The 23,530-nt window shown below is 37.5% G+C and carries 22 protein-coding genes; 12 read left to right on the top strand and 10 right to left on the bottom strand.

Annotated features, from left to right (window positions below; translation table 11 throughout):
* The first annotated feature begins 119 nt into the window (after positions 1 to 119).
* Both yugI and AC4G3O_RS11250 read left to right on the top strand, forming a co-directional pair.
* Positions 120 to 524 (top strand): S1 domain-containing post-transcriptional regulator GSP13, encoded by a 405-nt coding sequence (gene yugI / locus AC4G3O_RS11255; RefSeq protein WP_140461708.1) that lies wholly within the window; start codon positions 120 to 122, stop codon positions 522 to 524.
* A 203-nt stretch (positions 525 to 727) separates the two neighbouring features.
* Positions 728 to 1,930, top strand: coding sequence for an ornithine--oxo-acid transaminase (locus AC4G3O_RS11250; RefSeq protein ID WP_187393487.1), 1,203 nt, complete (start codon positions 728 to 730; stop codon positions 1,928 to 1,930).
* A gap of 44 nt (positions 1,931 to 1,974) precedes the next feature.
* Here the strand turns inward: AC4G3O_RS11250 and AC4G3O_RS11245 are convergent, their stop codons facing one another.
* Complete coding sequence (locus AC4G3O_RS11245; protein WP_066106678.1) at positions 1,975 to 2,217, bottom strand: DUF378 domain-containing protein; 243 nt, start codon at positions 2,215 to 2,217, stop codon at positions 1,975 to 1,977.
* A 140-nt stretch (positions 2,218 to 2,357) separates the two neighbouring features.
* On the opposite strand from AC4G3O_RS11245, the gene AC4G3O_RS11240 reads away from it, so the two are divergent.
* The 3 genes from AC4G3O_RS11240 to AC4G3O_RS11230 all read left to right on the top strand — a co-directional run bounded on the left by AC4G3O_RS11240 (position 2,358) and on the right by AC4G3O_RS11230 (position 5,603).
* Positions 2,358 to 3,521, top strand: coding sequence for an iron-containing alcohol dehydrogenase (locus AC4G3O_RS11240; protein ID WP_066106679.1), 1,164 nt, complete (start codon positions 2,358 to 2,360; stop codon positions 3,519 to 3,521).
* Positions 3,522 to 3,667: 146 nt separating this feature from the next.
* On the top strand, positions 3,668 to 5,020 hold the full coding sequence (locus AC4G3O_RS11235; RefSeq protein WP_491136196.1) for a glucose-6-phosphate isomerase: 1,353 nt from the start codon (positions 3,668 to 3,670) through the stop codon (positions 5,018 to 5,020).
* 157 nt (positions 5,021 to 5,177) lie between these two features.
* Positions 5,178 to 5,603 carry a YugN family protein gene (locus tag AC4G3O_RS11230; RefSeq protein WP_148630737.1) on the top strand — a complete coding sequence of 142 codons (426 nt, stop codon included), beginning with the start codon at positions 5,178 to 5,180 and terminating at the stop codon, positions 5,601 to 5,603.
* Between the two features lie 2 nt (positions 5,604 to 5,605).
* Here the strand turns inward: AC4G3O_RS11230 and AC4G3O_RS11225 are convergent, their stop codons facing one another.
* From AC4G3O_RS11225 to AC4G3O_RS11195, 7 genes are all read right to left on the bottom strand, one after another.
* Positions 5,606 to 6,379, bottom strand: coding sequence for a potassium channel family protein (locus AC4G3O_RS11225; RefSeq protein ID WP_066106697.1), 774 nt, complete (start codon positions 6,377 to 6,379; stop codon positions 5,606 to 5,608).
* 30 nt (positions 6,380 to 6,409) lie between these two features.
* Entirely contained in the window at positions 6,410 to 7,531 is a 1,122-nt protein-coding gene (locus tag AC4G3O_RS11220) for a Ger(x)C family spore germination protein (RefSeq protein WP_148630739.1), read from the bottom strand.
* Between the two features lie 3 nt (positions 7,532 to 7,534).
* On the bottom strand, positions 7,535 to 8,653 hold the full coding sequence (locus tag AC4G3O_RS11215; RefSeq protein WP_139892311.1) for a GerAB/ArcD/ProY family transporter: 1,119 nt from the start codon (positions 8,651 to 8,653) through the stop codon (positions 7,535 to 7,537).
* 7 nt (positions 8,654 to 8,660) lie between these two features.
* Entirely contained in the window at positions 8,661 to 10,121 is a 1,461-nt protein-coding gene (locus AC4G3O_RS11210; RefSeq protein ID WP_181162020.1) for a spore germination protein, read from the bottom strand.
* Positions 10,122 to 10,381: 260 nt separating this feature from the next.
* Positions 10,382 to 11,845 (bottom strand): hypothetical protein, encoded by a 1,464-nt coding sequence (locus AC4G3O_RS11205; RefSeq protein ID WP_491136195.1) that lies wholly within the window; start codon positions 11,843 to 11,845, stop codon positions 10,382 to 10,384.
* Positions 11,846 to 11,973: 128 nt separating this feature from the next.
* Complete coding sequence (locus tag AC4G3O_RS11200; protein ID WP_491136194.1) at positions 11,974 to 12,408, bottom strand: hypothetical protein; 435 nt, start codon at positions 12,406 to 12,408, stop codon at positions 11,974 to 11,976.
* A gap of 132 nt (positions 12,409 to 12,540) precedes the next feature.
* The gene (locus AC4G3O_RS11195; RefSeq protein ID WP_225983623.1) at positions 12,541 to 14,622 is read right to left on the bottom strand and encodes a penicillin-binding transpeptidase domain-containing protein; all 2,082 of its coding nucleotides are present in this window, start codon (positions 14,620 to 14,622) and stop codon (positions 12,541 to 12,543) included.
* A gap of 190 nt (positions 14,623 to 14,812) precedes the next feature.
* On the opposite strand from AC4G3O_RS11195, the gene AC4G3O_RS11190 reads away from it, so the two are divergent.
* Both AC4G3O_RS11190 and AC4G3O_RS11185 read left to right on the top strand, forming a co-directional pair.
* On the top strand, positions 14,813 to 16,249 hold the full coding sequence (locus AC4G3O_RS11190; RefSeq protein WP_140461703.1) for an NAD-dependent succinate-semialdehyde dehydrogenase: 1,437 nt from the start codon (positions 14,813 to 14,815) through the stop codon (positions 16,247 to 16,249).
* A 24-nt stretch (positions 16,250 to 16,273) separates the two neighbouring features.
* Positions 16,274 to 17,197: an MBL fold metallo-hydrolase gene (locus AC4G3O_RS11185; RefSeq protein ID WP_373925484.1), complete on the top strand. Its 924-nt coding sequence runs from the start codon at positions 16,274 to 16,276 to the stop codon at positions 17,195 to 17,197.
* Positions 17,198 to 17,244: 47 nt separating this feature from the next.
* On the opposite strand, the gene AC4G3O_RS11180 is transcribed toward AC4G3O_RS11185, so the two are convergent.
* Together AC4G3O_RS11180 and AC4G3O_RS11175 are read right to left on the bottom strand one after the other, a co-directional pair.
* A complete protein-coding gene (locus AC4G3O_RS11180; protein WP_139892323.1) occupies positions 17,245 to 17,472 on the bottom strand; it encodes a sulfurtransferase TusA family protein in 228 nt (75 codons plus the stop codon).
* Between the two features lie 21 nt (positions 17,473 to 17,493).
* Positions 17,494 to 18,558: a YeeE/YedE family protein gene (locus AC4G3O_RS11175; RefSeq protein WP_139892325.1), complete on the bottom strand. Its 1,065-nt coding sequence runs from the start codon at positions 18,556 to 18,558 to the stop codon at positions 17,494 to 17,496.
* Between the two features lie 396 nt (positions 18,559 to 18,954).
* Between AC4G3O_RS11175 and AC4G3O_RS11170 the strand changes: the two genes are divergently transcribed.
* The 5 genes from AC4G3O_RS11170 (at position 18,955) to AC4G3O_RS11150 (ending at position 23,423) form a co-directional block, all read left to right on the top strand.
* The gene (locus AC4G3O_RS11170; protein WP_066106731.1) at positions 18,955 to 19,911 is read left to right on the top strand and encodes an ABC transporter permease; all 957 of its coding nucleotides are present in this window, start codon (positions 18,955 to 18,957) and stop codon (positions 19,909 to 19,911) included.
* Positions 19,898 to 20,854 (top strand): iron chelate uptake ABC transporter family permease subunit, encoded by a 957-nt coding sequence (locus tag AC4G3O_RS11165; RefSeq protein WP_066106734.1) that lies wholly within the window; start codon positions 19,898 to 19,900, stop codon positions 20,852 to 20,854. The genes AC4G3O_RS11170 and AC4G3O_RS11165 overlap by 14 nt, the downstream gene beginning before the upstream one ends.
* Positions 20,851 to 21,615 carry an iron ABC transporter ATP-binding protein gene (locus AC4G3O_RS11160; protein WP_066106739.1) on the top strand — a complete coding sequence of 255 codons (765 nt, stop codon included), beginning with the start codon at positions 20,851 to 20,853 and terminating at the stop codon, positions 21,613 to 21,615. The genes AC4G3O_RS11165 and AC4G3O_RS11160 overlap by 4 nt, the downstream gene beginning before the upstream one ends.
* A 376-nt stretch (positions 21,616 to 21,991) precedes the next feature.
* Positions 21,992 to 23,029, top strand: a complete 1,038-nt coding sequence (locus AC4G3O_RS11155; protein WP_066106744.1) for a siderophore ABC transporter substrate-binding protein — start codon at positions 21,992 to 21,994, stop codon at positions 23,027 to 23,029.
* Positions 23,030 to 23,090: 61 nt separating this feature from the next.
* On the top strand, positions 23,091 to 23,423 hold the full coding sequence (locus tag AC4G3O_RS11150) for an antibiotic biosynthesis monooxygenase family protein (RefSeq protein WP_066106747.1): 333 nt from the start codon (positions 23,091 to 23,093) through the stop codon (positions 23,421 to 23,423).
* Positions 23,424 to 23,530 lie beyond the last annotated feature (107 nt).

The raw sequence follows: 23,530 nt of genomic DNA, 5'->3' as shown, positions 1-23,530 counted from the left end.
AATAGGGTAAATAAAAATAGAAAGGTATGTAGGTCATTTTTGATAATGGTTAAACATTGTGCTATAATTTTATATTGCGTATATAAACGAAAAATTTAAACATTTATAGGAGTGTTATTATGACTACAAAATATGAAGTAGGTCAAATTCTTACAGGTAAAGTAACTGGCATTCAGCCTTACGGAGCATTCGTTGCTTTAGACGAAAATACACAAGGACTCGTTCATATTTCCGAAATTACGTACGGTTTTGTGAAAGATATTAATGATCAATTAAAATTAGGCGATGAAGTTAAAGTTAAAGTTCTTTCCGTTAATGAAGAAGCTGGGAAAATCGCTCTATCTATTCGTGCTACAGAAGAGCCACCAGCAGTTAAACAGGAAGCTCGTAAGCCTAAGAAAAAATCTCAACAAGGTTCAGTTAAAATTCCGCCTGCTGAAACACCACAAGGATTCAATACACTTAAAGATAAATTGGAAGAGTGGATTGAACAATCCAAACGCGAAGATCTTATTAAAAAATAATTGAATAGAAATGCAGAAACTGCCCTCATCACTTGTTTCGACTGTGATGAGGGCAGTTTTTTTGTTGTAAACAGTTATTAATTCCAATTGTTCGTAAATTATCGGATAATATAGACAAGACTCAATTATCGTTTAAATGGGTTTTTAGTCGAATGGAATTATACCTTATACGAATGAAAAACTTAGATAGGGGGCCGATTCATGTGACAAAGACAACTGTTTCCAACGAAGTGATTGAACAAACAGAACAATATGGTGCCAGGAACTATCACCCATTGCCGATTGTTATAGCAGAAGCTGAGGGTGTTTGGGTGAAGGATCCAGAGGGAAACCGATATATGGACATGCTGAGTGCTTATTCGGCTGTAAACCAGGGACATCGTCACCCAAGAATTATTCGAGCTTTAAAGGAGCAAGCAGATCGTGTAACTCTGACGTCAAGAGCTTTTCATAATGATCAGCTTGGTCCATGGTATGAAAAAATTTGTAAGCTAGCAAACAAAGACAAAGCACTTCCTATGAATACTGGTGCGGAGGCGGTTGAAACAGCTTTTAAAGCTGCAAGAAGATGGGCCTATGATGTAAAAGGAGTGGAAAAGGACAAGGCAGAATTTATCGCCTGCACTGGGAACTTTCATGGCAGAACGATGCTCGCTGTTTCTCTTTCTTCTGATGAAGAATATAAAAGAGGTTTTGGTCCAATGCTGCCAGGCATTAAGCTTATCCCATTTGGCGATATAGAAGCTTTAAAGGAAGCGATTACTCCCAATACAGCAGGCTTTTTGATTGAGCCAATCCAAGGTGAAGCAGGAATTAATATACCTTCTGAAGGGTTCCTTAAGGGAGCATATGATGTATGTAAGGCTAATGATGTTTTATTTATTGCAGATGAGATTCAGGTAGGGCTTTGCAGAACGGGCAGGATGTTTGCATGTGAGTGGGAGGATGTTGTTCCTGATATTTATATTTTGGGTAAGGCCCTTGGTGGCGGAGTATTCCCAATTTCCTGTATTCTGGCCAATCATGATATTCTTGATGTTTTTAATCCGGGGTCCCATGGATCTACTTTTGGTGGTAATCCATTAGCCTGCGCAGTATCTATGGAGGCTATTGATGTGTTAGTTGAAGAGAATTTGGCTGGAAAATCCGAACAGCTGGGAGCCTATCTGAGTGAAGAATTAAGGAAGATTGAAAATCCTATTATAAAAGAAATCAGAGGCCGTGGTTTATTTATTGGTATGGAATTAACGGAATCAGCACGCCCATATTGTGAACGGTTAAAGGATGAGGGCTTATTATGTAAGGAAACTCATGATAATGTCATCCGTTTTGCCCCACCACTTATCATTACCAAAGAAGAGCTTGATTGGGCGATTTCAAAAATTAAAAAGGTATTGTCTGTATAAATGAATAGGCCCATCCAAATAAAGGGATGGGCCTATTCTAGATATTATGATTTTGATGGATTTGGTTGTTCCTGGCTGCTTGTTTGTTCGCTTGGCTTGAATAATAATCCAAGATTGACAAGGCCTGCAATTCCAACAAGTGCATAAATAACACGTGCGAAACCACCAGCTTGGCTTCCGCCCCCAAAAACAGTTGCAACCAAATCGAATTGGAAAAATCCGATAAGTCCCCAGTTAATGGCGCCTATAATTGTTAAGACAAGTGCGGTACGTTGTATACCACTCATTTGATTTCCTCCTTCAAAAAGCATGGTTCAGTTATAGAGTGGTTAAAAAAAGAAAATATTATACATGATTTTAGGTTTTATTAATGAAATTAAAGGAATTAAAGATAAAGAAAACGGAATAATAGGGAGGAAATAGAATTATGCAAAATTTTACATATAAAAATCCGACAAATTTAGTATTTGGTAAGGATACAGTTAAAGAACTGAAAAATTTAATACCAGCCGATTCAAAAAATATTTTATTAATTTATGGTGGGGGAAGCATAAAGAAAAATGGCTTATATGATCGTGTTGTTGATGAGCTGAAGCACAGAGAACTAACCTATCATGAATTATCTGGAGTAGAACCAAATCCGCGTATCTCTACTGTGCGCAAAGGTGTCGATATATGCCGAGAAAATGAGGTTGATTTTCTTTTAGCTATTGGCGGAGGTAGTGTTATTGATTGTACGAAGGCAATTGCGGCAGGTGTTGTGTATGAGGGAGATCCATGGGATTTAGTCACCAAGAAAGCCAAAGTAAAGGGCGCTATGCCGTTTGGTACAGTTTTAACACTGGCAGCCACAGGCTCTGAAATGAACTCTGGCAGTGTGATTACGAATTGGGAGACACAGGAGAAGCACGGGTGGGGTTCACCATATACTTACCCTCAGTTTTCTATCCTTGATCCGGTTAATACGTTCACAGTTCCTCGCGATCAGACGATTTACGGAATGGTTGATATGATGTCACATGTGTTGGAAACATATTTTAACCACACAGAAAATACACCTTTACAGGATAGAATGTGTGAATCAGTGTTAAAAACAGTTAAAGAAACGGCTCCGAAATTATTGAACGATATGGAAAATTATCAATATCGGGAAACTATTCTTTACTGTGGAACGGTGGCTTTAAATGGTACATTGAGTGTGGGTATCCGTGGCGATTGGGCAACGCATAATATCGAACATGCTGTTTCAGCTGTCTATGATATTCCTCATGCAGGGGGGCTTGCAATCTTATTTCCAAACTGGATGAAGCACTGTATGCACGAAAATCTTGATAAGTTAGTTAGATTGGGAACTGAGGTATTTGACGTTGATCCAGCAGGTAAATCAAAAGAGGAAATCGCTAATGATTGTATCCGTAATATAAGAGATTTCTGGACAGGAATCGGTGCTCCATCCCGATTGGCTGATTATGATATAGACGATTCCAAAATAGAGTTAATAGCAGACAAAGCAATGGTGAATGGAGAGTTCGGAAACTTTAAAAAGCTTAATAAAGAGGATGTACTATCTATTCTCAAAGCATCTTTATAGTTTGAAAAAAAGGTCTTCCTGTAAGACCTTTTTCTCAATGTTACGAAATGTAAACGCTTGAAATTTTTGAAGCTATTAGTCGCAACTTGATTATCATTTTCGGATTCTGTAAAGTGAAAATGAGGAAACTGAATGGAGGACAAAAAATGACTCATATTAAATTTGATTATTCAAAAGCACTAGAATTTTTCCAAGAGCATGAAGTGTCTTATATGAAGGATACTGTAAAGCAACTGCATCATACAATCCATGAAAAAACAGGAGCTGGTAATGATTATCTTGGATGGTTATCTTTGCCTTCTAATTATGATAAAGAAGAGTTTGCACGTATAAAGAAAGCAGCAGAAAAGATTAAAAACGATTCTGATATCTTATTAGTTATTGGGATTGGCGGATCTTATCTTGGAGCTAGAGCGGCAATTGAAATGCTTCAACACAGCTTCTTTAATATTCTGCCTAGTGAAAAGCGTAAAGCTCCGCAAATCATTTTTGCAGGTAACAATATCAGTTCTACATATATGCGCGATTTAATGGATCTTCTTGAAGGAAAAGATTTCTCGATTAATGTTATATCTAAATCCGGTACAACTACTGAACCAGCGATTGCCTTCCGTATTTTCCGTAAGCTATTGGAAGAAAAATATGGCGCAGAAGCAGCAAAGGGCCGCATTTATGCAACTACAGATAAAGCTAGAGGCGCTTTAAAAACAGTTGCTGATGAAGAAGGGTTTGAAACATTTGTCATTCCTGATGATGTAGGCGGACGTTATTCTGTTCTTACAGCTGTTGGATTACTGCCGATTGCTGCAAGCGGAGCGGATATCGATGTTATCATGAAAGGTGCAGCTGCAGCTGAGCAAGATTATTCTGAATCTGAATTAGAGAACAATGAGGCGTATCAATATGCAGTTGTTCGTAATCTTCTTTATCGTAAAGGGAAAACCATTGAGATGTTGATTAACTATGAGCCATCCTTACAGTATTTCTCCGAGTGGTGGAAACAGCTCTTTGGTGAAAGTGAAGGAAAAGATCAAAAAGGAGTTTATCCATCTTCTGCGAACTTCTCAACTGATCTTCACTCATTAGGACAATACGTGCAGGAAGGTCGCAGAGATCTGTTTGAAACAGTTATAAAAGTAGAAAAGCCACGCCATGAATTAGTTCTTGAAGAGGCAGCAAATGATTTGGATAACCTCAATTATTTAGCTGGACAAACAGTAGATTTCGTGAATAATAAGGCATTTGAGGGTACATTATTAGCTCATACAGATGGCGGAGTTCCGAACTTGGTTGTGAGCATTCCGGCACTTGATGAATATACATTTGGTTATATGGTCTACTTCTTCGAAAAAGCATGCGCAATGAGCTGCTATTTAATGGGGGTAAATCCATTTGATCAGCCAGGTGTCGAAGCATATAAAGTTAATATGTTCGCTTTACTTGGCAAAGCTGGCTTTGAAGAAAAGAAAGCTGAGCTTGAAAAACGATTAAATTCTTAATATTATGTTCGTGCAAAAAATACCCGGTAAATGAACCGGGTATTTTTTATATGTACCATAGTTGAGAATATTAGGTGTTGAAGGCTGCCAATACCAGACATACCTTTCCTTCTATCAGTGGATATTAATAAAGGATCTAAAGGAAGGAAGGGATAACATGATTGAAATACCATCACGTCTAACAAATACTATAACAAATTATGTGTATGCCCATCATCAGCTTGGAAGCCATGGGTTTATCGTTGGCGGGAACTGGGATTATAAGCATGGTTATTTTGATTATCTAATGGATGGCGGTAGTAAATCAAATTATATTAGGATTCCCTTTACCACCATTAAGGGGTCTATAGAAGATAAAAACGGAGTAATCCGCTTTGGGACTCCTTACTTATTATCTTATGAAGCTAAAACCGGTGCCCAATTTTATATGAATCACCACCCATATTCAGATGAATGTGAATTTGATCATTACTCAAATCCATCAGATAATGTGTACGGTGGTGATTCAGGTTTGGAAAGATATTTAGATCTAGGCAGAGTATTAGTAAATGAAGCGGAAATTGCTGTGTTGGGATATGAATAAAATTATCTTGAAGACGGCTCTTGTTCGACTGTTTCTATAATGGTTTGGCTAATAATCGTATTAGTTGCAATAATACGATCTGCACCAGCTCGTTTGGCATTTTTCATTTGAAAGGGAGCCATTATTTCACAAATACAAGTGGCTTCTGGATAAAGGCCTTTAATACACAGTAAGGAAGCGATGACATGCAAATCAGAAGCACGTTCAGTTTTCGAGCGATCTGCTGTTAAAATGATGAATTCACTCTCGGTTACATTTGCATGAATCCATGTCTGTTCATTTGTACTGTCATTTTTCAAAAAAAAGATATGAGTGTCTGGCATTGGATGAGATTCTAATGTCTCGTCTATGATGACTATATTTCTTCGTGGATTCTCCTTATGCCATGTATCGATTAGCATTTTAGTACATTCATTCCAACCAACTATAATAAGATGCTTACGTTTTGTATAGATGGCAGAACCAAGCTGCAGGGCTGTCTGCCGTTTAATCACATAGGATGACATAGATGCGTAGTAGTAAGAAACAAATGCTGCACCAATTAAGATTAATGTACTGGCAGTTAACCTCCCTAAAAGAGTTTTGGGCACAATTTCGCCATACCCCACAGTTGTAATTGATTCAATGGTAAACCATATTCCTTCACCAATGTTGGTAAATGTTGAAGGCTCAATCAGATGCATAAGGATTCCATAGACTAGAATAATGCCAACGATAATAATAATCAGACGAGCAACTAAATGAAGTTTATTGAAAATATACTGAGCAGTATTCATACGTCGTCCTCGCTCTTATCAAAAATCTATTCAATCTAAAATTCCATTGTCCACAACTTTTATTTTAACAGTTGGGTTAATCTCAACTTTTTTTAAATCTAACTTTCCATTCTTCTTATACTCATCAAACAATTTTGGATCCTTAACCATCAGCTTACGGCCAAGCGCGAGTGCATCGCAATTGCTTTTCACTAACGTATCAGTTACTTTTCTAGCTTGTTTCGTTAAGTCCTTAGAAATATGCTTCTCAAGGGTTTTAATTTCGTCCTCTTTAAGCAAACCCTTTGTATATTCAGATACAGAAACCCTTAAGTTTAATGAAACTGTATAGACCGGTTTAGAGTCCTTGATTTTTAATTTTATTTTATGGGTGTTTTTTCGAATAAAAAAGCTAACCTTTTCATCAATTTCATTTTTTTTCTCCGGATTATTTATTGTAAATTGAGTATAGGTTCCTTCTTTGCCAACCATTAATAAGTATAAAGAAGAGTCCTCCCCAATTAAATTTTTACCGGTATAACTTAAGTTATCGAATAAAGCTACTCCCTTTACTTTTACCAGGCCACCCTTAAGTTTTTCTACATAGGGAAGGACAAAATCCTGACCTGGATCAAACATGGCAGGCATAATCGTAGCTAATGATTGCTCAGGAATCATGGAATGGTCTTCTGCACTGTCGAGTAACTCTTGTATGGCTCTACTAATTAAAGTGCCCTTAATATACTCGTCTTTTAAAATGTCTCGTGATTTTCCTTTTGTAATCAAGACTTTTGCGTTTACATTACTTTTTGCATCACGATATAACACATCCAGCAGGGGATAGATATCTGTTTTCGCCAATTCCTCGCCTATTAAAACATTACTTAATTTATTTATTGAGAATTCGCCGGGCGTAATTTGATTCATTTTTTCCCTTAAAATTAATGGAGATGCTCCCTTTACTTTATAACTGGTATTATAGGGTTCTATTTGTCCCCCACCTGCAGGCTTTAATGCACGAATAATTGTAATTAATTCCAGTGGTTCCGGGCCTTTAGCTTTGTCAAAACCTAAACTGAATGCCAGGGAAGTTTTAGATAAAAAATTTTGGTCCCAGCATCCTGTGGTAGCAATCAATATTGATAATATTAAACCTATCTTTAATAGTTTCATGGATCAATCACCTGCCTGATTTTGATGACTCTGGTTTATTTTTCGAATCATAGCAATAGCCAGTAGAAGAATGGGAAACCCTATCATGAACACATAAGTAAAGGGTAGCAAATAATTATTAAGACGAATCATGTTATCCTGCGCTTCCGGAAAAAGAGCACATAAAAGTGAGATTATCAAAGTAATAACCAATACAATGATTTTTTTGTTCTTGAATCGAGTATTTTCTGATATTCCTATTCCTGCTATAAAAATATATAGGACATAGGAAACGAGCATTGGAGAAATCCAGGCGCACATAATAATCAAATCCATCCGTTCAAAAATGCTAAGTATCGTCAATATTTTTAGTAAATAGAGAACTGGAATTGGAACTAGACCTAATGAATATGTACCAAAATGGGCAAGACAGATTACTAATAAAACAAGATAAATCAATGAAATAGTCAGGATTGAAAAAGTAATTACTCTTTTTTTTGTTTTTAATTTGTCATGAAGAAGTGGTAATAATACAAGTAATGAACTTAGGCCTGCATAACCAATCCCCATATGATATGAACCATTCAAAATTTTAGTAACCGGAACATCCCCAACTGGCAGTAGAAATAAAAGATGCATTTTAGGAATGGCAAAAGAAATAGAGAACAGGAGAAAGCCTGTTAACGCCAGGAATGTTATGCCGCTGAACCGCGCGAGTGTAGTTATCGTCCCTTTGGCTATATAGAGTCCCATTAAAATAAAGATTAGGTAAACAACAAATAGCGGTGTGACAGGCAGTGTCCATTCCTTTGATAAATACGTAAAATATAAAGCCGTATAGGTAGCAAGGCCAATGAAATAGATGATATACAGCCAATTCATTATTTTTCCGATCCATTTGCTTGTTAGAATCTCTGTCATTTGGAATAGATTCTTATCCGGTAATCGTTTATGCAATGAAAAGATGACCCATCCAATTAGTTGAAAGAAGATTAAAGTGATGATGGCAGATATCCAGGCATTATGTTTACTATGCTCATTAACAAGATAAGGAATGGCAAAAATCATGACAGAGCTAACGGATTGGACGGTTAAAAAGTATAATTGGTGAGCTGACAATAACTTTTTATTAGAAGCTATCATAGTCCATTTAACTCTCCTTCTTAAATGGTATTTTGAATAGCATTTTCGACAAGCTTTTAAAATTAAACGGCGCGACCGGTGCTAAATAAGGTTTTCCCATAGATTCCAATTCACATAAATGATAGATAATTAAAGTGAATCCAATCGCTATTCCAACTAAGCCAAAAATATAAGTTATAATGATGAGCGGGAAGTTTAGAATACGAATCATTTGTGCGACTTCCTGATTTGGAATAGTAAATGCCGAAATGGCTGTAATCGCAATCACGATTAACATCGTATTAGAAACCAGGTTAGCCTGAACAATTGCAGTACCTATGACCAAAGCACCTACCACACCAATCGTTGGTGAAACGGAACTGGGTAAACGGATGGCGGATTCCTTAAGAAGTTCCAATATGACCACCATAATAAGAGCTTCGATTAAGGGGGAGTAGGGAATGTTCTCCAAAGATCCTTTAACATTTGCTACAAGATTTAACGGGATAATCTCGAAATCAAATGATACAAGAGCGATATAAAATGATGGTAAGGTAATGGCCAGAAATAAGGCAAACAGGCGTAAAATCCGTTCAAATGAGCTTATATAAAAACGGCTTTCAATATCATCCGCTGCATGAAAAAAAGTAAAGAATGTAATTGGCATCAGGAAGACAGTAGAGCTTCCTTCAGTCATTAAGCCAACGGCACCCATTGATAAGTGATGTGCAACCCGATTAGGTTTTTCTGTATTCAAAATTTGCGGAAATGGTGAATAAACTGAGTCTTCTATATAATTTTGAATAACTTCTGTATTGATAGCTGTATCAAGATGAATAGAGTCTAATTTTTTTTCTATTTTTTCTATAACCTCCGGGTCTGCTTTCCCATTTATATAAAAAAGAGCGGCAGTAGCCTTTGGATATGAACCAAGTGTTTTTGTTTTAACCACCAAGTTCTCCGTTTTGACCCTTTTTCTTATCAGATTTAAATTATCTTCAATTTTCTCTACAAACCCTTCATGAGAACCACGTATACTTTGTTCCGATGCAGGTTCCTCAATAGAACGAGTCTTAAAATCTGCTGCTTCTACTAAATAACAGGCTGTATCACCTTCTTTAAACAGAGCAATATTACCGTCGAGCATATTATTAATAATATCTTCAAAACAGGTATAAGCAGAAACATGTGCCACAGGTAAGTTAGCAGGGCTGAGTGAAGAGTTAATCACTAATGGTTCTATCAGAAAGTGATCAATAATATCCTTTTTAACGATTGTTTTGATGAATGCCATTCCATATTTTTGATCACCATTTGAGAAATAACGTGTATCGAAATCTTGTGTACTAGAAAAGGCTGTTTTCAGTTTTTCAATATTATCTTCTACATGACAGGTTGTTTGTAAGCTCCGTATATCTGGAGTAGATGCCTCGTTCGATTGTACTTGTTCGTTAGTCTGGTTTGTCGTTCTCTTTTTAAAGAATTTCATATCCATCACCTAAACCTTAATTGATAAACGTTAGTATTAGTTAACTAAGGAATATTATTCAAATGATTGCAGGTGTGCTGGATTATGAATTGCTGCAAAACTTGATTGAAAATAAGATAGCCAAAAGTAATAGTAAGCAAATTAGGTCTTTGATTCATGGATAATTCTGGAGTTAAATCTTTTTGATTTAGTTTAGAGGGGGAGGAATATAAAAACCTCCGTTTACATTGATTTAAACGGAGGTTTATCTGTTATAAAATTTACTTTGTATTTGGATACTCAATTTCCTTTCTCCATTTTTTACGGTCCCTTTTATCTATTATCCATAAAAAAATAAATCTAAGTCCTAAGATAATGGAGATAAATACACCGGTTAATGTTACAAATAATGCTAAGTATTCGAGCCGATTATAACTTGATAATAAACTGGACCAATTTATATTCCCTTTAAGCTGTTCAGAAACTAAATTCATTCCGAATATTCCAGTTATGACAGAATAGAGAGTTAAAATTTGTAAAAGCATATTACCTTGTTTAGATGTGAAATTTTCTTGATATTGATTTAAACTTTGCAGCGTTGCACGTGTATCCTCGAATAGATCGTCTACCTTAAACCTTTCTCTTAGCCGGATAAAAATATCACGGCCCTTCGAGTTGGTTGCCAGTTCAAAAAAATAATAATTGGATGAGAAGGCATTGATCGCATGAATTAATTTTTCCACTTGTTTTGTATCCTGTGAAATTCTCACACGTGAGTATTCGTTTGCCACCTTAAGCAAGGTGATTTTATGAAATAAAGTGAGCATTAATCCGTAATAGTATTCGCCATAAAAAGTACTGGCAATATTATTAAATGCTTCATTTGTACGATTGGTTATACAAGCAATTCCCTGTTCATCGGGTATGTAATAAGTAAACGGTGCCCAACGGGTATAAACGATCGACTCCTTATATTGATCAATAAATTGTTGATTATTGCAACTGATATATGGCTTTTTATTTTGGGAATACCCATCCAGATTACCTAATCGGTAAACATCGTAATCCTCAATTTTTTCATCAGGTACTAATCCAATCAAGGACTGGACGTATAAATGATTATTTTCAAAAAATGGGAAGGATTCAAAGTAAGCATTATCTTCAGTGCTATCATCCATATATTTTTTAATTTCAGGCATGAGACAATCTAGCAAAAAGCGCTCAACATGTTCGAACTCCTGATCTTCATAGATTATTTTGGAAGTCGGCTGATTTTGTTCCATGATTCTAAATTCTGAAGCAAAATGAATAGCTTCAGTAAGATTCAATGATTGATCCTGGTCTTCCAAGTGAATACGTATGGTTAAAAAACCTAACTGATATGGACACACGGTTATATCAATGGATTCAACTACAAATTTGGTGCTGCAATACTTTGTTTGTAATGTACCAGAAACCAGATACATTTTGGAATACCGTTGAAATCCTTTCCCATCCTCCTTTTTAGGGAATAAAATTCGATTTGTAAAAGGAAGAAAAAAATTCTCCATATTTTCGTGATCTATTTCAAACCTGCCATAGAAATCGTCTTCTTTTTCAAGGTTATCCAGTCTAAACCATTTAAACTGATTTTTTTTCAATTTCTCAACCAAATCATCTTCCTTTCCGCGTATAAGCGAAAACGGGAACACAAATTGGAAGTTGGCACTGGAAACCTGTTTTTCAGTTATCGAGAGCTCTTTCATGAGAAAAATTCCTTTCTAAGTGCTTAATAAGCTTATTGAAGGTTTTTACCCTTGAAAGCGTAAAGTTAATCTGGATAAATTTTACGAAAAAAACACACAGATTGTATAAACCTGTGTGTTTTACTCTATTAATATTGGTAATAGGGGTTTGAATATTGTGATGGATCTGTGTCAAATTCCTCATAGGAATACGGATCGCGACCTTGAGATGAAAAGCCTCCATAACCTGATTGTCCTTGACCCCATCCTTGGCCCCACTGCTGTCCTTGCCAGCCGTGATGTGGGAATCCGTGGCCTCCGCCATATCCGTGATGTTGATGATGGTGATGGCCTGGATGGTAAGGCATATGGTGTCCATATCCTCCGCCTGAATAATGAGGGTATCCCATACCGCCGTGATATCCTTGATGATGTTGATGATGGCCCATACCACCACCATAATGACCGTGTTGCCCATAGCCACCACCACCGTGTTGTCCATGTCCATAACCGCTGCCATAATAGCCTTGTTGTCTCATTTCATGTGGGAAATTTACATTTTGCTGATCATATTCATTTGGCATTCCATTCACTCCTTCTGAACTGGTTCCTTATAGTATATGTGTCTATATAAAGAAGGAGCTTATTCGTCTAAAAGATGGGCGATGGCTCAAACAGAATGTATTGTATTATTTCCTTTTGTATGGTTTGTCTCTTTAATTTGCTTCCTTCTCTTTTTCCGTTCCAAAGTAGGCTCTAAATACCTTTTTCCCAATATCCATATTCATACGATGTCCATTTGATTGATACGCCCACGGTACTACAACACTTATAGCGATTTCCGGATTATCATGTGGTGCGTACGCAGCAAATGTGATATTCCATGTTTCCGGTTGTTCGGTTCCTGGTGTCCATTTTGGTCCATCATAGAAGGCTTCTGCTGTACCTGTCTTGCCAGCTGGTCTATATGGTTCTCTACCCATTTCTTTGTATCCGGTTCCTGTTGACGTTTGGGTAACAAGCCGTAACCCTTCTTTAACACGATTAATCCAATCTTCATTCATACTCAATTGGTTTTGGAATTTAGGTTCAATTTCTTGGAAGATTGGTCCAAGTTTTCCTTTTTCAAGTACTGGTTCACGAAGCTCCTTAACAACACGAGGCTGAATACGATATCCACCATTGGCGATGGTAGAGATATATTGCGCAAGCTGCAACGGAGTATATGTGTCATATTGCCCGATCGCCAAGTCCATCAGTTTACCGGCACCCAATTCTGTCCCCTTGTAGCCAATTTGTTCTCCGGGCAGATCGATACCTGTTCGTTTACCCAATCCAAACTCATAGAAATGATTTCGCATCATATCAAATGCTTCAGGTTTTACAGATAATGGTCCGTTCGGAACATAATTGCCTTCACCAATTGCAATAGCTGTTTTAAACATATACACATTGGATGATCGCTGTAAGGCAGTTAAGTCAGAAACGTACCCCATATTTGTATAGGATTTTTTTATAGGTGTTTCTTTTATGATCATTGGAGCATCATATAGAGTGGTTCCGGGATTAAGAACCCCTTCCTGATAACCGGTTAATACGGTGGCTGCTTTGACTGCCGACCCCATTGCATATGCAGTTGTATAAGTCCCTTGGGCAAAGTCCTTCATTTCATATTTATTTTTTTCGTCATCCCAAACATATTGTTTGCCTGCTAACGCTAATATTTCGCCAGTATTAGGATTCATGGCTACAACAAATGCTCGATCAAGATAAGGTGCATAATACGCTGCTTTTTTAGCTCTTAACTCTTCTTCAATAATGGTTTCCACTTTCTTTTGGAAATCTATGTCAATTGTCAGAACTAGGTCCTTTCCACGTTGACCATCACTAAGTTCTTCTATGGATAAAATATTTCCGCTTTTATCGAGTTTGTTTTTTGACTTAGCTTTTTGGCCATGTAAAATATCTTCATATTGAAGTTCAAGGTTTGAAACACCGACACGCTCGTTAAGACTGTATCCACGGGAAGAATAATATTCGACCTTTTCCTTTGGGAGACCTTCATCAGATGAGGTTGTTCTGCCAAGGATAGATCTTAAAGTACTGTCAAGCGGATATGCACGATTCCAATCGACTGAGGTATCGACTCCAGGCAATTCATCCAGATTTTCAGTGACCCGAGCCATTTCTTCATCGGTGACATCCTTATTCTTAACAATTTGTGGAGTCAAGTATGTTCCGCTGTTAAACTTACGGAAAATAGCGAGAGTTTTTAACTCTGCCTTTGTGAATGAAGATAACTCTTCTTCAGTGATACGCTCGAGCTGAAGTTTATATAATTCTTTATCCTTCTTATCAGAAAGCTCTTTTTTTGTTACTTTTTTCCCTGCTACCTTCGGATTCATAATAATCCAAAAGTCCTTGAGGTCCCGTTCTTTTATATCTTCCAGGTCATCTTTACTAATATCGATTAATTCAGATAGTTTCTCGGCTGTCTCTACCATTTCCTTTGTTTTTGCTGTTTTACTGCGCGTATAGGTGATTGCATTGACAGGTTGATTATCAACTATTAATTTATGATTTTTATCATAAATCAGGCCGCGTGGTACAGGTTTGTTAATGGTGATATCCTCTGTCCTTTCGACTTCTTTCTTGAAGGATTCACCATGAGCAATCTGTAAAAATCCTAATCGTAAAATTAAGGCTGTGAATAGTAAAAAGACAACAAAAAGTAATATATTTGTTCGCGTATTAACGGATTGCTTTTTTTTCTTTTTCTTTCGTTGGGGATTCTTCAATCTCTCAACCTCCAAAAATTATAAAAACTGTCTTATTTTCATTTTAATGGATTAATATGGATATTACTATTGATTTTGTTCTATTTTCATATTCAATTCGCAAGGGCGAAACAAATGATTGTTTTTAGATGAAAAAGAATGGGAAACTAGTAAATAGTATCTTTTTTACTTTAGGGAGGGGAATATAGGGATGAAGAGTATATGCTTTCCACAACAAATGTATATTAATGGAGAATGGAGAGACAGTGAAAATACAATAAATGTATATAATCCAGCTACATGCGAGGTGATAGGAAGCGTTCCGAATGGATCTGAATCTGATGCAAAGGATGCGGTTGAGGCAGCTTATAAGAGTGGAGTGGCATGGTCAAAATTTACTGCAGAGGAGCGGAGTACAAAACTCCGGGAATGGTCCAGATTAATAGATGTACATATAGATGAATTAGCAGAAATTATGACGCTTGAGCAGGGTAAACCATTTGAAGAGGCGAAAGGGGAATTACGCTACGCCAACAGTTTTATTACCTGGTTTGCTGAAGAGGGTAGACGTGTATACGGCGAGACAATCCCGGCATCTTCACCTAATAAACGGATATTCGTTCAAAAACAGCCTGTCGGGGTGATAGCAGCGATTACACCTTGGAATTTTCCGGCTGCCATGATTACGAGAAAAGTGGCACCGGCATTGGCAGCAGGATGTACGGTTGTTCTGAAGCCATCTGAAGAAACACCATTCACAGCCTTGAAATTGATTGAGTTGGCTGAAAAAGCTGATATCCCTGCCGGAGTCATTAATATTGTTACAGGTGATGCAAAGCGTATCGTGTCTGTTTGGCAGAAGGATTCAAGAGTCCGCAAAATTACATTCACCGGTTCGACTGAAGTAGGGAAGATTTTAATGAAAGATGCTGCAGATACGGTGAAGAAGATTTCTCTCGAACTAGGAGGACTTGCGCCTTTTATTGTAACAAAGCATGCTGATATTGAAAAAGCAGTTCAGGGAGCAATCGATTCCAAATTCCGTAATGCGGGTCAGACGTGTGTATGCGCCAACCGGATATTTGTCCAACAATCAATTATGGATGAATTTACTAATCTATACACGGAAAAAGTCAAACAATTAAAGGTAGGCAATGGATTGATAAAGGGAAATAATATTGGCCCGCTCATAAATGAGGAAGCTGTAAAAAAGGTTATGTCACACCTCGATGATGCGAAAGAAAAGGGCGCAACCATTCTTACAGGTGGATATGTTCCGAAAAACATGCCGGGACATTTTATAACTCCTGCAATTATCTCGGGTGCGACTGATGATATGCTGTGTATGAAAGAAGAAACCTTTGGCCCAATTGCTCCAATTTCAGTGTTTGATCAAGTTGAAGAAGCGGTAGAACGTGCAAATCATACACCATTTGGATTGGCTGCTTATGTTTTCTCGGATAATATTCGGGAGGCTGTTTGGATAGCTGAAAATCTGGAATATGGGATTGTTGGAGTTAATGATGGGTTGCCTTCAACAGCGCAGGCACCTTTTGGAGGATTTAAAGAGAGTGGACTGGGCAGAGAAGGAAGCCATTATGGAATAGATGAATATTTAGAGATTAAATACATTTCACTGGGTTTATAAAGAAGAGTGAGGGATTGTATCTATATGATGAAAAAATTTGAAAATCTTGATCGCGTAGGGAATGATCATACATTTCTGGATATGTATCGGTGGAATAAAGAACGGCGGAGAAAACAAAAGGATTTAAAAACTCAAATTAGCCGTGTTGATAACCCGCAGATTGAGGAGCTAAAAAGAAATCAATCCCGAACTTCTATAACCTGGATTGGCCATTCAACCTTTTTAATTCAAATGGCAGGGATAAATATTTTGACTGACCCAGTTTGGGCGAGGCGGATGGGTGTTCAAACCCGACTGACAGAACCGGGTTTGAAGATAGATGACCTACCATCAATCGATGCCGTTTTAATTTCTCATGGACATTATGATCATCTGGATTTCCCGACCATCCAAAAATTGAAGGGTGACCCGGTTTATTATGTACCCATTGGTCTGGGAAAAGCTTTCTTAAAAAGAGGGTATGGGAAAGTTCATGAAGCAAACTGGTGGGAGACATTCGTACATGGAGATGTATCTTTTCATTTTGTTCCTGCGCAGCATTGGACAAGACGAGGGGCTTTTGATATGAATACTTCCCACTGGGGAGGATGGGTGATTGAAAAAGTCAATACATCTGAAAAGGTCTATTTTGTTGGAGACACAGGTTATTTCAGAGGATTTAAAGATATAGCGGAGAAGTTCCAAATCAATTATGTACTTATGCCAATTGGAGCATATGAGCCTGAATGGTTTATGGCAAGCTCTCATATTAATCCTGAAGATGCTATCAAAGCATTTTTAGAATTGAAGGGGGACTATTTTATCCCTATGCATTACGGTGCCTATCGATTGGCTGATGATACAGGACCAGAAGCATTAGAGCGATTGTTGGATGAGTGGAGCAGGAGACAGTTGCAGAAAGAACAATTGAAGGCATTACTAATAGGAGAGACTTTGTGGGGGAATTAACAAGGGGGCAGTCGCTAATATATTTATGCGACTGCCCCTTGTTTAATTTATTGGCCTTTTTTCAAGACGATTTGCCATTCGGCACTGCCTGTTTGTTCAAAATTAGTAATCTCATGACCTTCTTTTGCGGCCCAGCGCGGAATGCTTTCTGTTCCTTGGGTGCAATCAAAATTGATGATTAATTCTTCGCCAACAGCCATTTCTACCATTGCCACTTTCGCCTCTTCTAGTGGGAAGGGGCAAACCATTCCGTTTGTCTCGAGTACTTTTGCCATAATGTATACCCTCCTATTAAATTAGGCCACCGCTGTATTACCGGTACCTGCTTTTTGTTTTTTTTGTTTTCGGATAATTGTAAAGTAAGTAGCCGTCCATGTTCCTAATAAGAAGAAGACAACAGCAACCCAGCCTTGCCAAGTAAACAGAGCAGTATTTACAAGCCCATTTCCGATGGTACATCCGCCTGCAAGCGATGCACCAAAGCCCATGATAAGTCCACCGCTAGCATTGTATGCAAGTGTTCTTTTATCCGGAAGGCGCCATTTGAATTCATTGCTGCCGCGAGCGGCAATATAGGATCCAAGGCCAATACCAAGTACAAGGAAAACTCCCCAGTTTAATAGGGATGTATCACCATTAACAAAGAATGTTAACAACTGTGCGGTTGGAGTTGTGATCCCAAGACCGGCCATTCGCCCTGTTGCTTCACTTAAAGGCCATGCAAGAATAGCGATGAGGCCAACGAGCAGCGCCGTGATGAATGGATGCCAGCGTTTCTCAAATAAAATATGGGCAATCCCTGTTTTCTGTTGTTTCATTTTAAAGGATGGCAGCTTAGGCTGTTTTAAGTTACGGTATACGAAAAATCCAATAAGTAATGCAAAAGCAATGACAAGTACCCATGGAGATAGGTTGAAAGTTTCATGGATATACGTATCGCTGGTTCTATAGGATAGTACATTTCCGCCCACAGCGCTTAATATCCCAAACTTAGTCATTGCGGCACCAAGTGCATAGCCGCCTAATGCAATCCAGCTCCCAATTAACCCTTCACCAGCCCGATACCAAGTACCAGTAGCACATCCTCCGGCTAGAACCATACCAATTCCGAAGATAAATCCGCCAACAATCGTTCCTAACCACGGAAATGCATCCGCTTGGATGGTGATGATTCCGTTAGCTGCAAGTGCATATACACCAATTGCCTGAATGGCAATAACGATCATGGTTGCGAGAAACATGCGTCCATCCCTAGCGAGAAGCAGGTCACGGTATGCTCCGACAACACAAAAACGTCCTCTTTGTAAGACAAAGCCTAAGAGAAGTCCGACGATAAGGCCATAACTAATAATTTGTATCATGATGAGATCCCTCCGTTGTTTGGATAGATGTATATTACAATAAACCTTATAAGATTACTACGAATTAAAGGAAGATTGTATAAAAATGATTCTTAAGTAGGAGTTTAAATGGATTTCACCTGTAACTTAGTAGGAATGCCTTTTTTGAGTTTTTATTACAAAAGCCTAAGTTGATGAAACCTTTCAGCGATCGTTGGGTTAAAGGAATATTATTTTAGAAGCAATTTTACAGGTGCTTAAAATCGTTACAATTTTCCTGAATTTTCATTTTATCATTGGTAATGATTATCACTAGATGTTGATTTTACTATTTTCATTGACTATAATTAAAGACGACTCAATAATGATTATCATTATCAGTAATGTTGTTGAGAAACTAATTTGACGGGGATTGCAATGAGACTATGGATGTTAGTATTAGTAACTATTATCCTATCCTTTATTTCGCTATTTATAGGGGCTATTGATATTAAACCGAGTGATTTACTAGATTTAGATTCAGACAAGACGCAAATCTTCTTGATGAGTCGATTACCACGGTTAATGGCCATTATTTTAGCTGGTGCAGGAATGGGAATTGCGGGCTTAATTATGCAAAGCTTAAGCCGAAACAAGTTTGTATCACCGACAACGGCTGGTACGCTAGATGCAGCAAAACTAGGTGTCATTGTCTCTATGGTGTTTTTTACTAATATGTCCTATATGGGGCAAATACTATTTAGTTTTGCATTCGCATTAATTGGTACATTTATTTTTATGAATTTACTTGAGCGCATTAAATTCAAAGATGTCATATTCGTCCCTCTTATCGGAATTATGTACGGTAATATCATCGGGGCGATTTCAACATTCATTGGATATGAAGCGGATGTTCTGCAAAATGTAGATACGTTTTTCTTGGGGAGTTTTACCTTGATCGTTTCAGGACGCTATGAACTGTTGTATGTAGCGGTTCCAGCAATTATCATTGCTTATCTATATGCAAATAAATTCACAGTAGCTGGTATGGGTGAGGATTTTGCGAAAAACCTGGGTTTAAGTTATCGTACAGTGTTAAACATTGGTCTAGTTATCGTAGCGGTAATTTCTACAACAGTCATTTTAACGGTAGGGATTATTCCGTTTTTAGGGTTGATTGTACCAAATCTGGTTTCCCTTTATCTGGGCGATAATTTACGTAAAACAATCCCTCATACAATATTCATGGGGGCGGCATTCTTATTGGCATGTGATATTCTAAGCCGATTGATTGTCCATCCATATGAGATACCTGTAAATACTACAGTTGCAGTAATTGGCAGTGCGATCTTCTTAATTATGTTGTTTAGGGGGAAAGCATATGCGAAAAAATAGTGTAAAGCTAATTATTTTAGCTGTTATTGCAATTGGATGTATGGCTTTATTTGCTTTCTATAATATTCAGGGCGGTTTTAGTTACGCCTTTCCAAAGCGTATTGAGCGCATAGTTGCTATGGTTATTACCGGAACGGCAATTGCGTATGCAAGTGTTATATTCCAAACCATTACACATAACCGTTTATTAACACCATCTGTTATGGGGATCGACTCGATGTATGAAGTCGTTCAAACTGTCATTTATTTTACGGCAGGGTCGGCTTCAATCTTCGTTGTAAGCCGTTACTTAAACTTTAGTGTAGCAATCATTGCGATGGTAGTATTCGCATTGATTTTGTATCGTTTTTTATTCAGGGCAGATAAATATCCAATTTTTCTTCTATTATTAGCAGGTATGATACTTGGAACATTACTCGGAAGTCTGGTAACGTTCATGCAAGTTCTAATTGATCCTGTGGAATATGAAAGTTTGCAAGCTCGCTTGTTTGCCAGCTTTATGAACGTGAAGACGGAATTACTGAGCATTGCTATTGTTATTTTATGTACCGCCTTTATATATGGCTATCGGTTATTACGTGATTTAGATGTTGTATCACTAGGTCGAGATAACGCGATTAATCTTGGTGTCGCCTATGATAAAATCGTGCTGAAAGTGCTGATTCTATCGTCTATTTTAATCGCTACTTCTACCGCACTGGTTGGACCTGTAACATTTTTAGGATTAATTGTGGCGAATTTAGCCTATCAATATTTGGCTACATATAAGCATTCGATATTAATCATTGGGGCAAGCTTGATCAGTATTATTGCGCTTGTCGGAGGACAATTTCTTGTTCAGCATGTTTTCCATTTGAATACAACGATTAGTGTCGTTATTAACTTTGTCGGTGGGATTTACTTTATTTACTTATTACTAAGGGAAAGTAGGAAAGCAGGATGATTGATATTAAAGGGCTTTCTAAAAGCTTTGGGAAAAAATCTGTTATTGAAAATGTAACATTGCAAATCCAACCAAGAGCTATCACTTCTTTTATTGGTCCAAATGGCGCTGGTAAATCAACGTTATTATCAATGGTGAGCCGTCTCTTAGATGCTGATACAGGTGAAGTATTTTTAGATCAAACTGACGTTAAGAAAATGAAATCAGATGCTTTTGCAAAGCGGGTGGCTATTTTAAGGCAGACCAATCACTTGAATATTCGTTTAACCGTACGCGAGCTTGTTTCTTTTGGACGCTATCCATATTCAAAAGGGCGGCTGAATGCAGATGATGAACGAATTGTAGACCAAGCACTGGAGTATTTAAATTTAACAGATATGCAGGATAAGCTGTTGGATGAGTTATCAGGCGGTCAAAAACAACGTGCCTTTATTTCAATGGTTATTGCACAAGATACGGATTATATTTTATTAGATGAGCCATTAAACAATCTGGATATGAAACACTCTGTGCAAATTATGAAAATACTGCGCAAGCTGGTAGATGAGTTAGGGAAAACGGTTGTAATTGTCTTGCATGATATCAACTTTGCTTCTGTATACTCTGATCGCATAGTGGCGTTAAAGGATGGGCGTCTGATAAAGGACGGTCCAGCGCATGAGATTATTAACTCAGAATCCTTGCGTGATGTATATGACATGCATATTCCTGTACAAGAGCAAGATGGATGTCGTATATGTGTATACTTTAATTCACATTAGATTCTAAAATAGATTCTGGCCTTATATTTTTGGAACAATTGACAGCAGCAAAATCTTGTTCAAGTTAAGGGTCGTATACTTAAGTTTTCGCGAAGACTCCAAAATAGCTGTTATTTTGGAGTCTTTTTTTATAGTATTTCTTTTGCTGAGCACATTTCTAACTGATATTTAACTTTTCAAGGAGAGAATATCTCGAGAATGATACGAAATCATCCATGTCTAATTCTCGTTAGGTCAGATAGGAAAAATAAAATTATTTATCAAACACTTCAAAAGAGTTGACATATTTTGTGATTCTCATTTAGAATGATAATGTCGATTGAAAATGATAATCGTTTTCAATTACCAACAGCGTATTTTAGGAGGAGAACAAAGGATGAAGAAATGGAAAACTTTAACTGCTTTGGCAGCGTTAACATTAATGTTGACAGCTTGTAACTCAGGTGACGAGTCAACAACAGGGGAGTCTTCTGAGACAAAACCAACAGAAGAAAAAGAAACTGTCGAAAGTTCTAAATTTCCAATGACAGTATCTTCCTTAACAGAATCACGTGAAGATGAAGAAAAGGGTACGACAACTACATTTGAAGAAGTAAAATTAGATAAAATGCCAGAACGCATTATTGCTCTGGATTATGGCTTTTTAGATACACTTGATGCATTAGGTGTTGAAGGAATCGTAGGCGTAGCTGCTGGTGGCGGTAAAGGAAATATGCCAGCGCATTTAAAAGAAAAATATGTTGCTGAGGGTGTTGCCGATGTTGGTACACTAAAGCAAATCGATTTTGAAGCAGTAGCAGCTGCTGAGCCGGATGTTATTTTCATCTCTGGTCGTCAAACACCATTTTATGAACAATTAAAAGAAATCACACCTAACGTTATTTTCATTGGTTCTGACAATGATAATTACATAGAGGCTGTATATGAAACAGTTGATTTAGCAGCTCAAATCTTTGATAAAGAAGAAAAAGGCAAAGAATTGAAAGCTTCATTACAAGAAAAAGTTGATGCAGTAAAAGAAAAAGCTGCTGGTTATGAAAATGCATTGGTAGCGATGTACAATGACAAGAAAATCTCCGGTTTCGACAATGGTGAAGATTCACGTTTCGCATATGTATATAATGACTTTGGCTTCAAGCCAGCAACAACTGATATCGAAGCATCTTCCCACGGTTCTGATTTCTCTTATGAGTCAATCCTTTCTGTTGATCCAGAAGTATTGTTAATTATCGACCGTACTGCTTCTGATGTAGAAACAATTAAAAAAGATATTGAAAATGATATTATCAAAAAAACCAGTGCTTACAAAGAAGGCAAAATTGTCTACTTAGACGGTGTTAACTGGTACTTCTCAAGTAACGGTGTAACGACTGAAGCAGAAAAATTAGATGAAATCTTAAATGAATTAAAATAATCTTCATAACAAGGAGCATGTCTCAAGTGGGGCATGCTCCTTTAATAAGGGGCGATTATGTATGTTTGTTCAAATCCGTAAGTGGATAGTGACAGAGGGAAATTCAGACAAGATATTGGAACGCTTCAAAAAGAAGCCAGATCAAGGTCCGTCGTTAATTGAGCAGCGTGAAGGCTTTATAAGTCGGGAGTTATTAGTGAAAAAAACAACGCGTGGGGAAGAAGAAGTTGTCATGATTATCCGCTGGGAATCAGAGGAAGCATGGAAAGCATGGGAAAAGAGCCCTGAGCATATCGCTGGCCATAAAGCGAAAATCAAGGAGCACGGAGGTAAGCCCCCAAAGCCAGAATACGTAATCAATATGGAACATGGCAATTACCTTGTAGTCGAATAATAAAAAACAAAACGCCCCTACCTGAAAGGGCGTTTGTTTTATAATGTAAACCTTATTTCAGGTTAGAAAAGAAGCGTTACAGAATAATGGACAGCATTTGCGATTTG

The sequence above is a fragment of the Bacillus sp. z14 (2026) genome (genome assembly GCF_058313575.1).
Note: the sequence above shows the minus strand (reverse complement) of the source record. Positions and strands in the feature narration are given on the sequence as shown.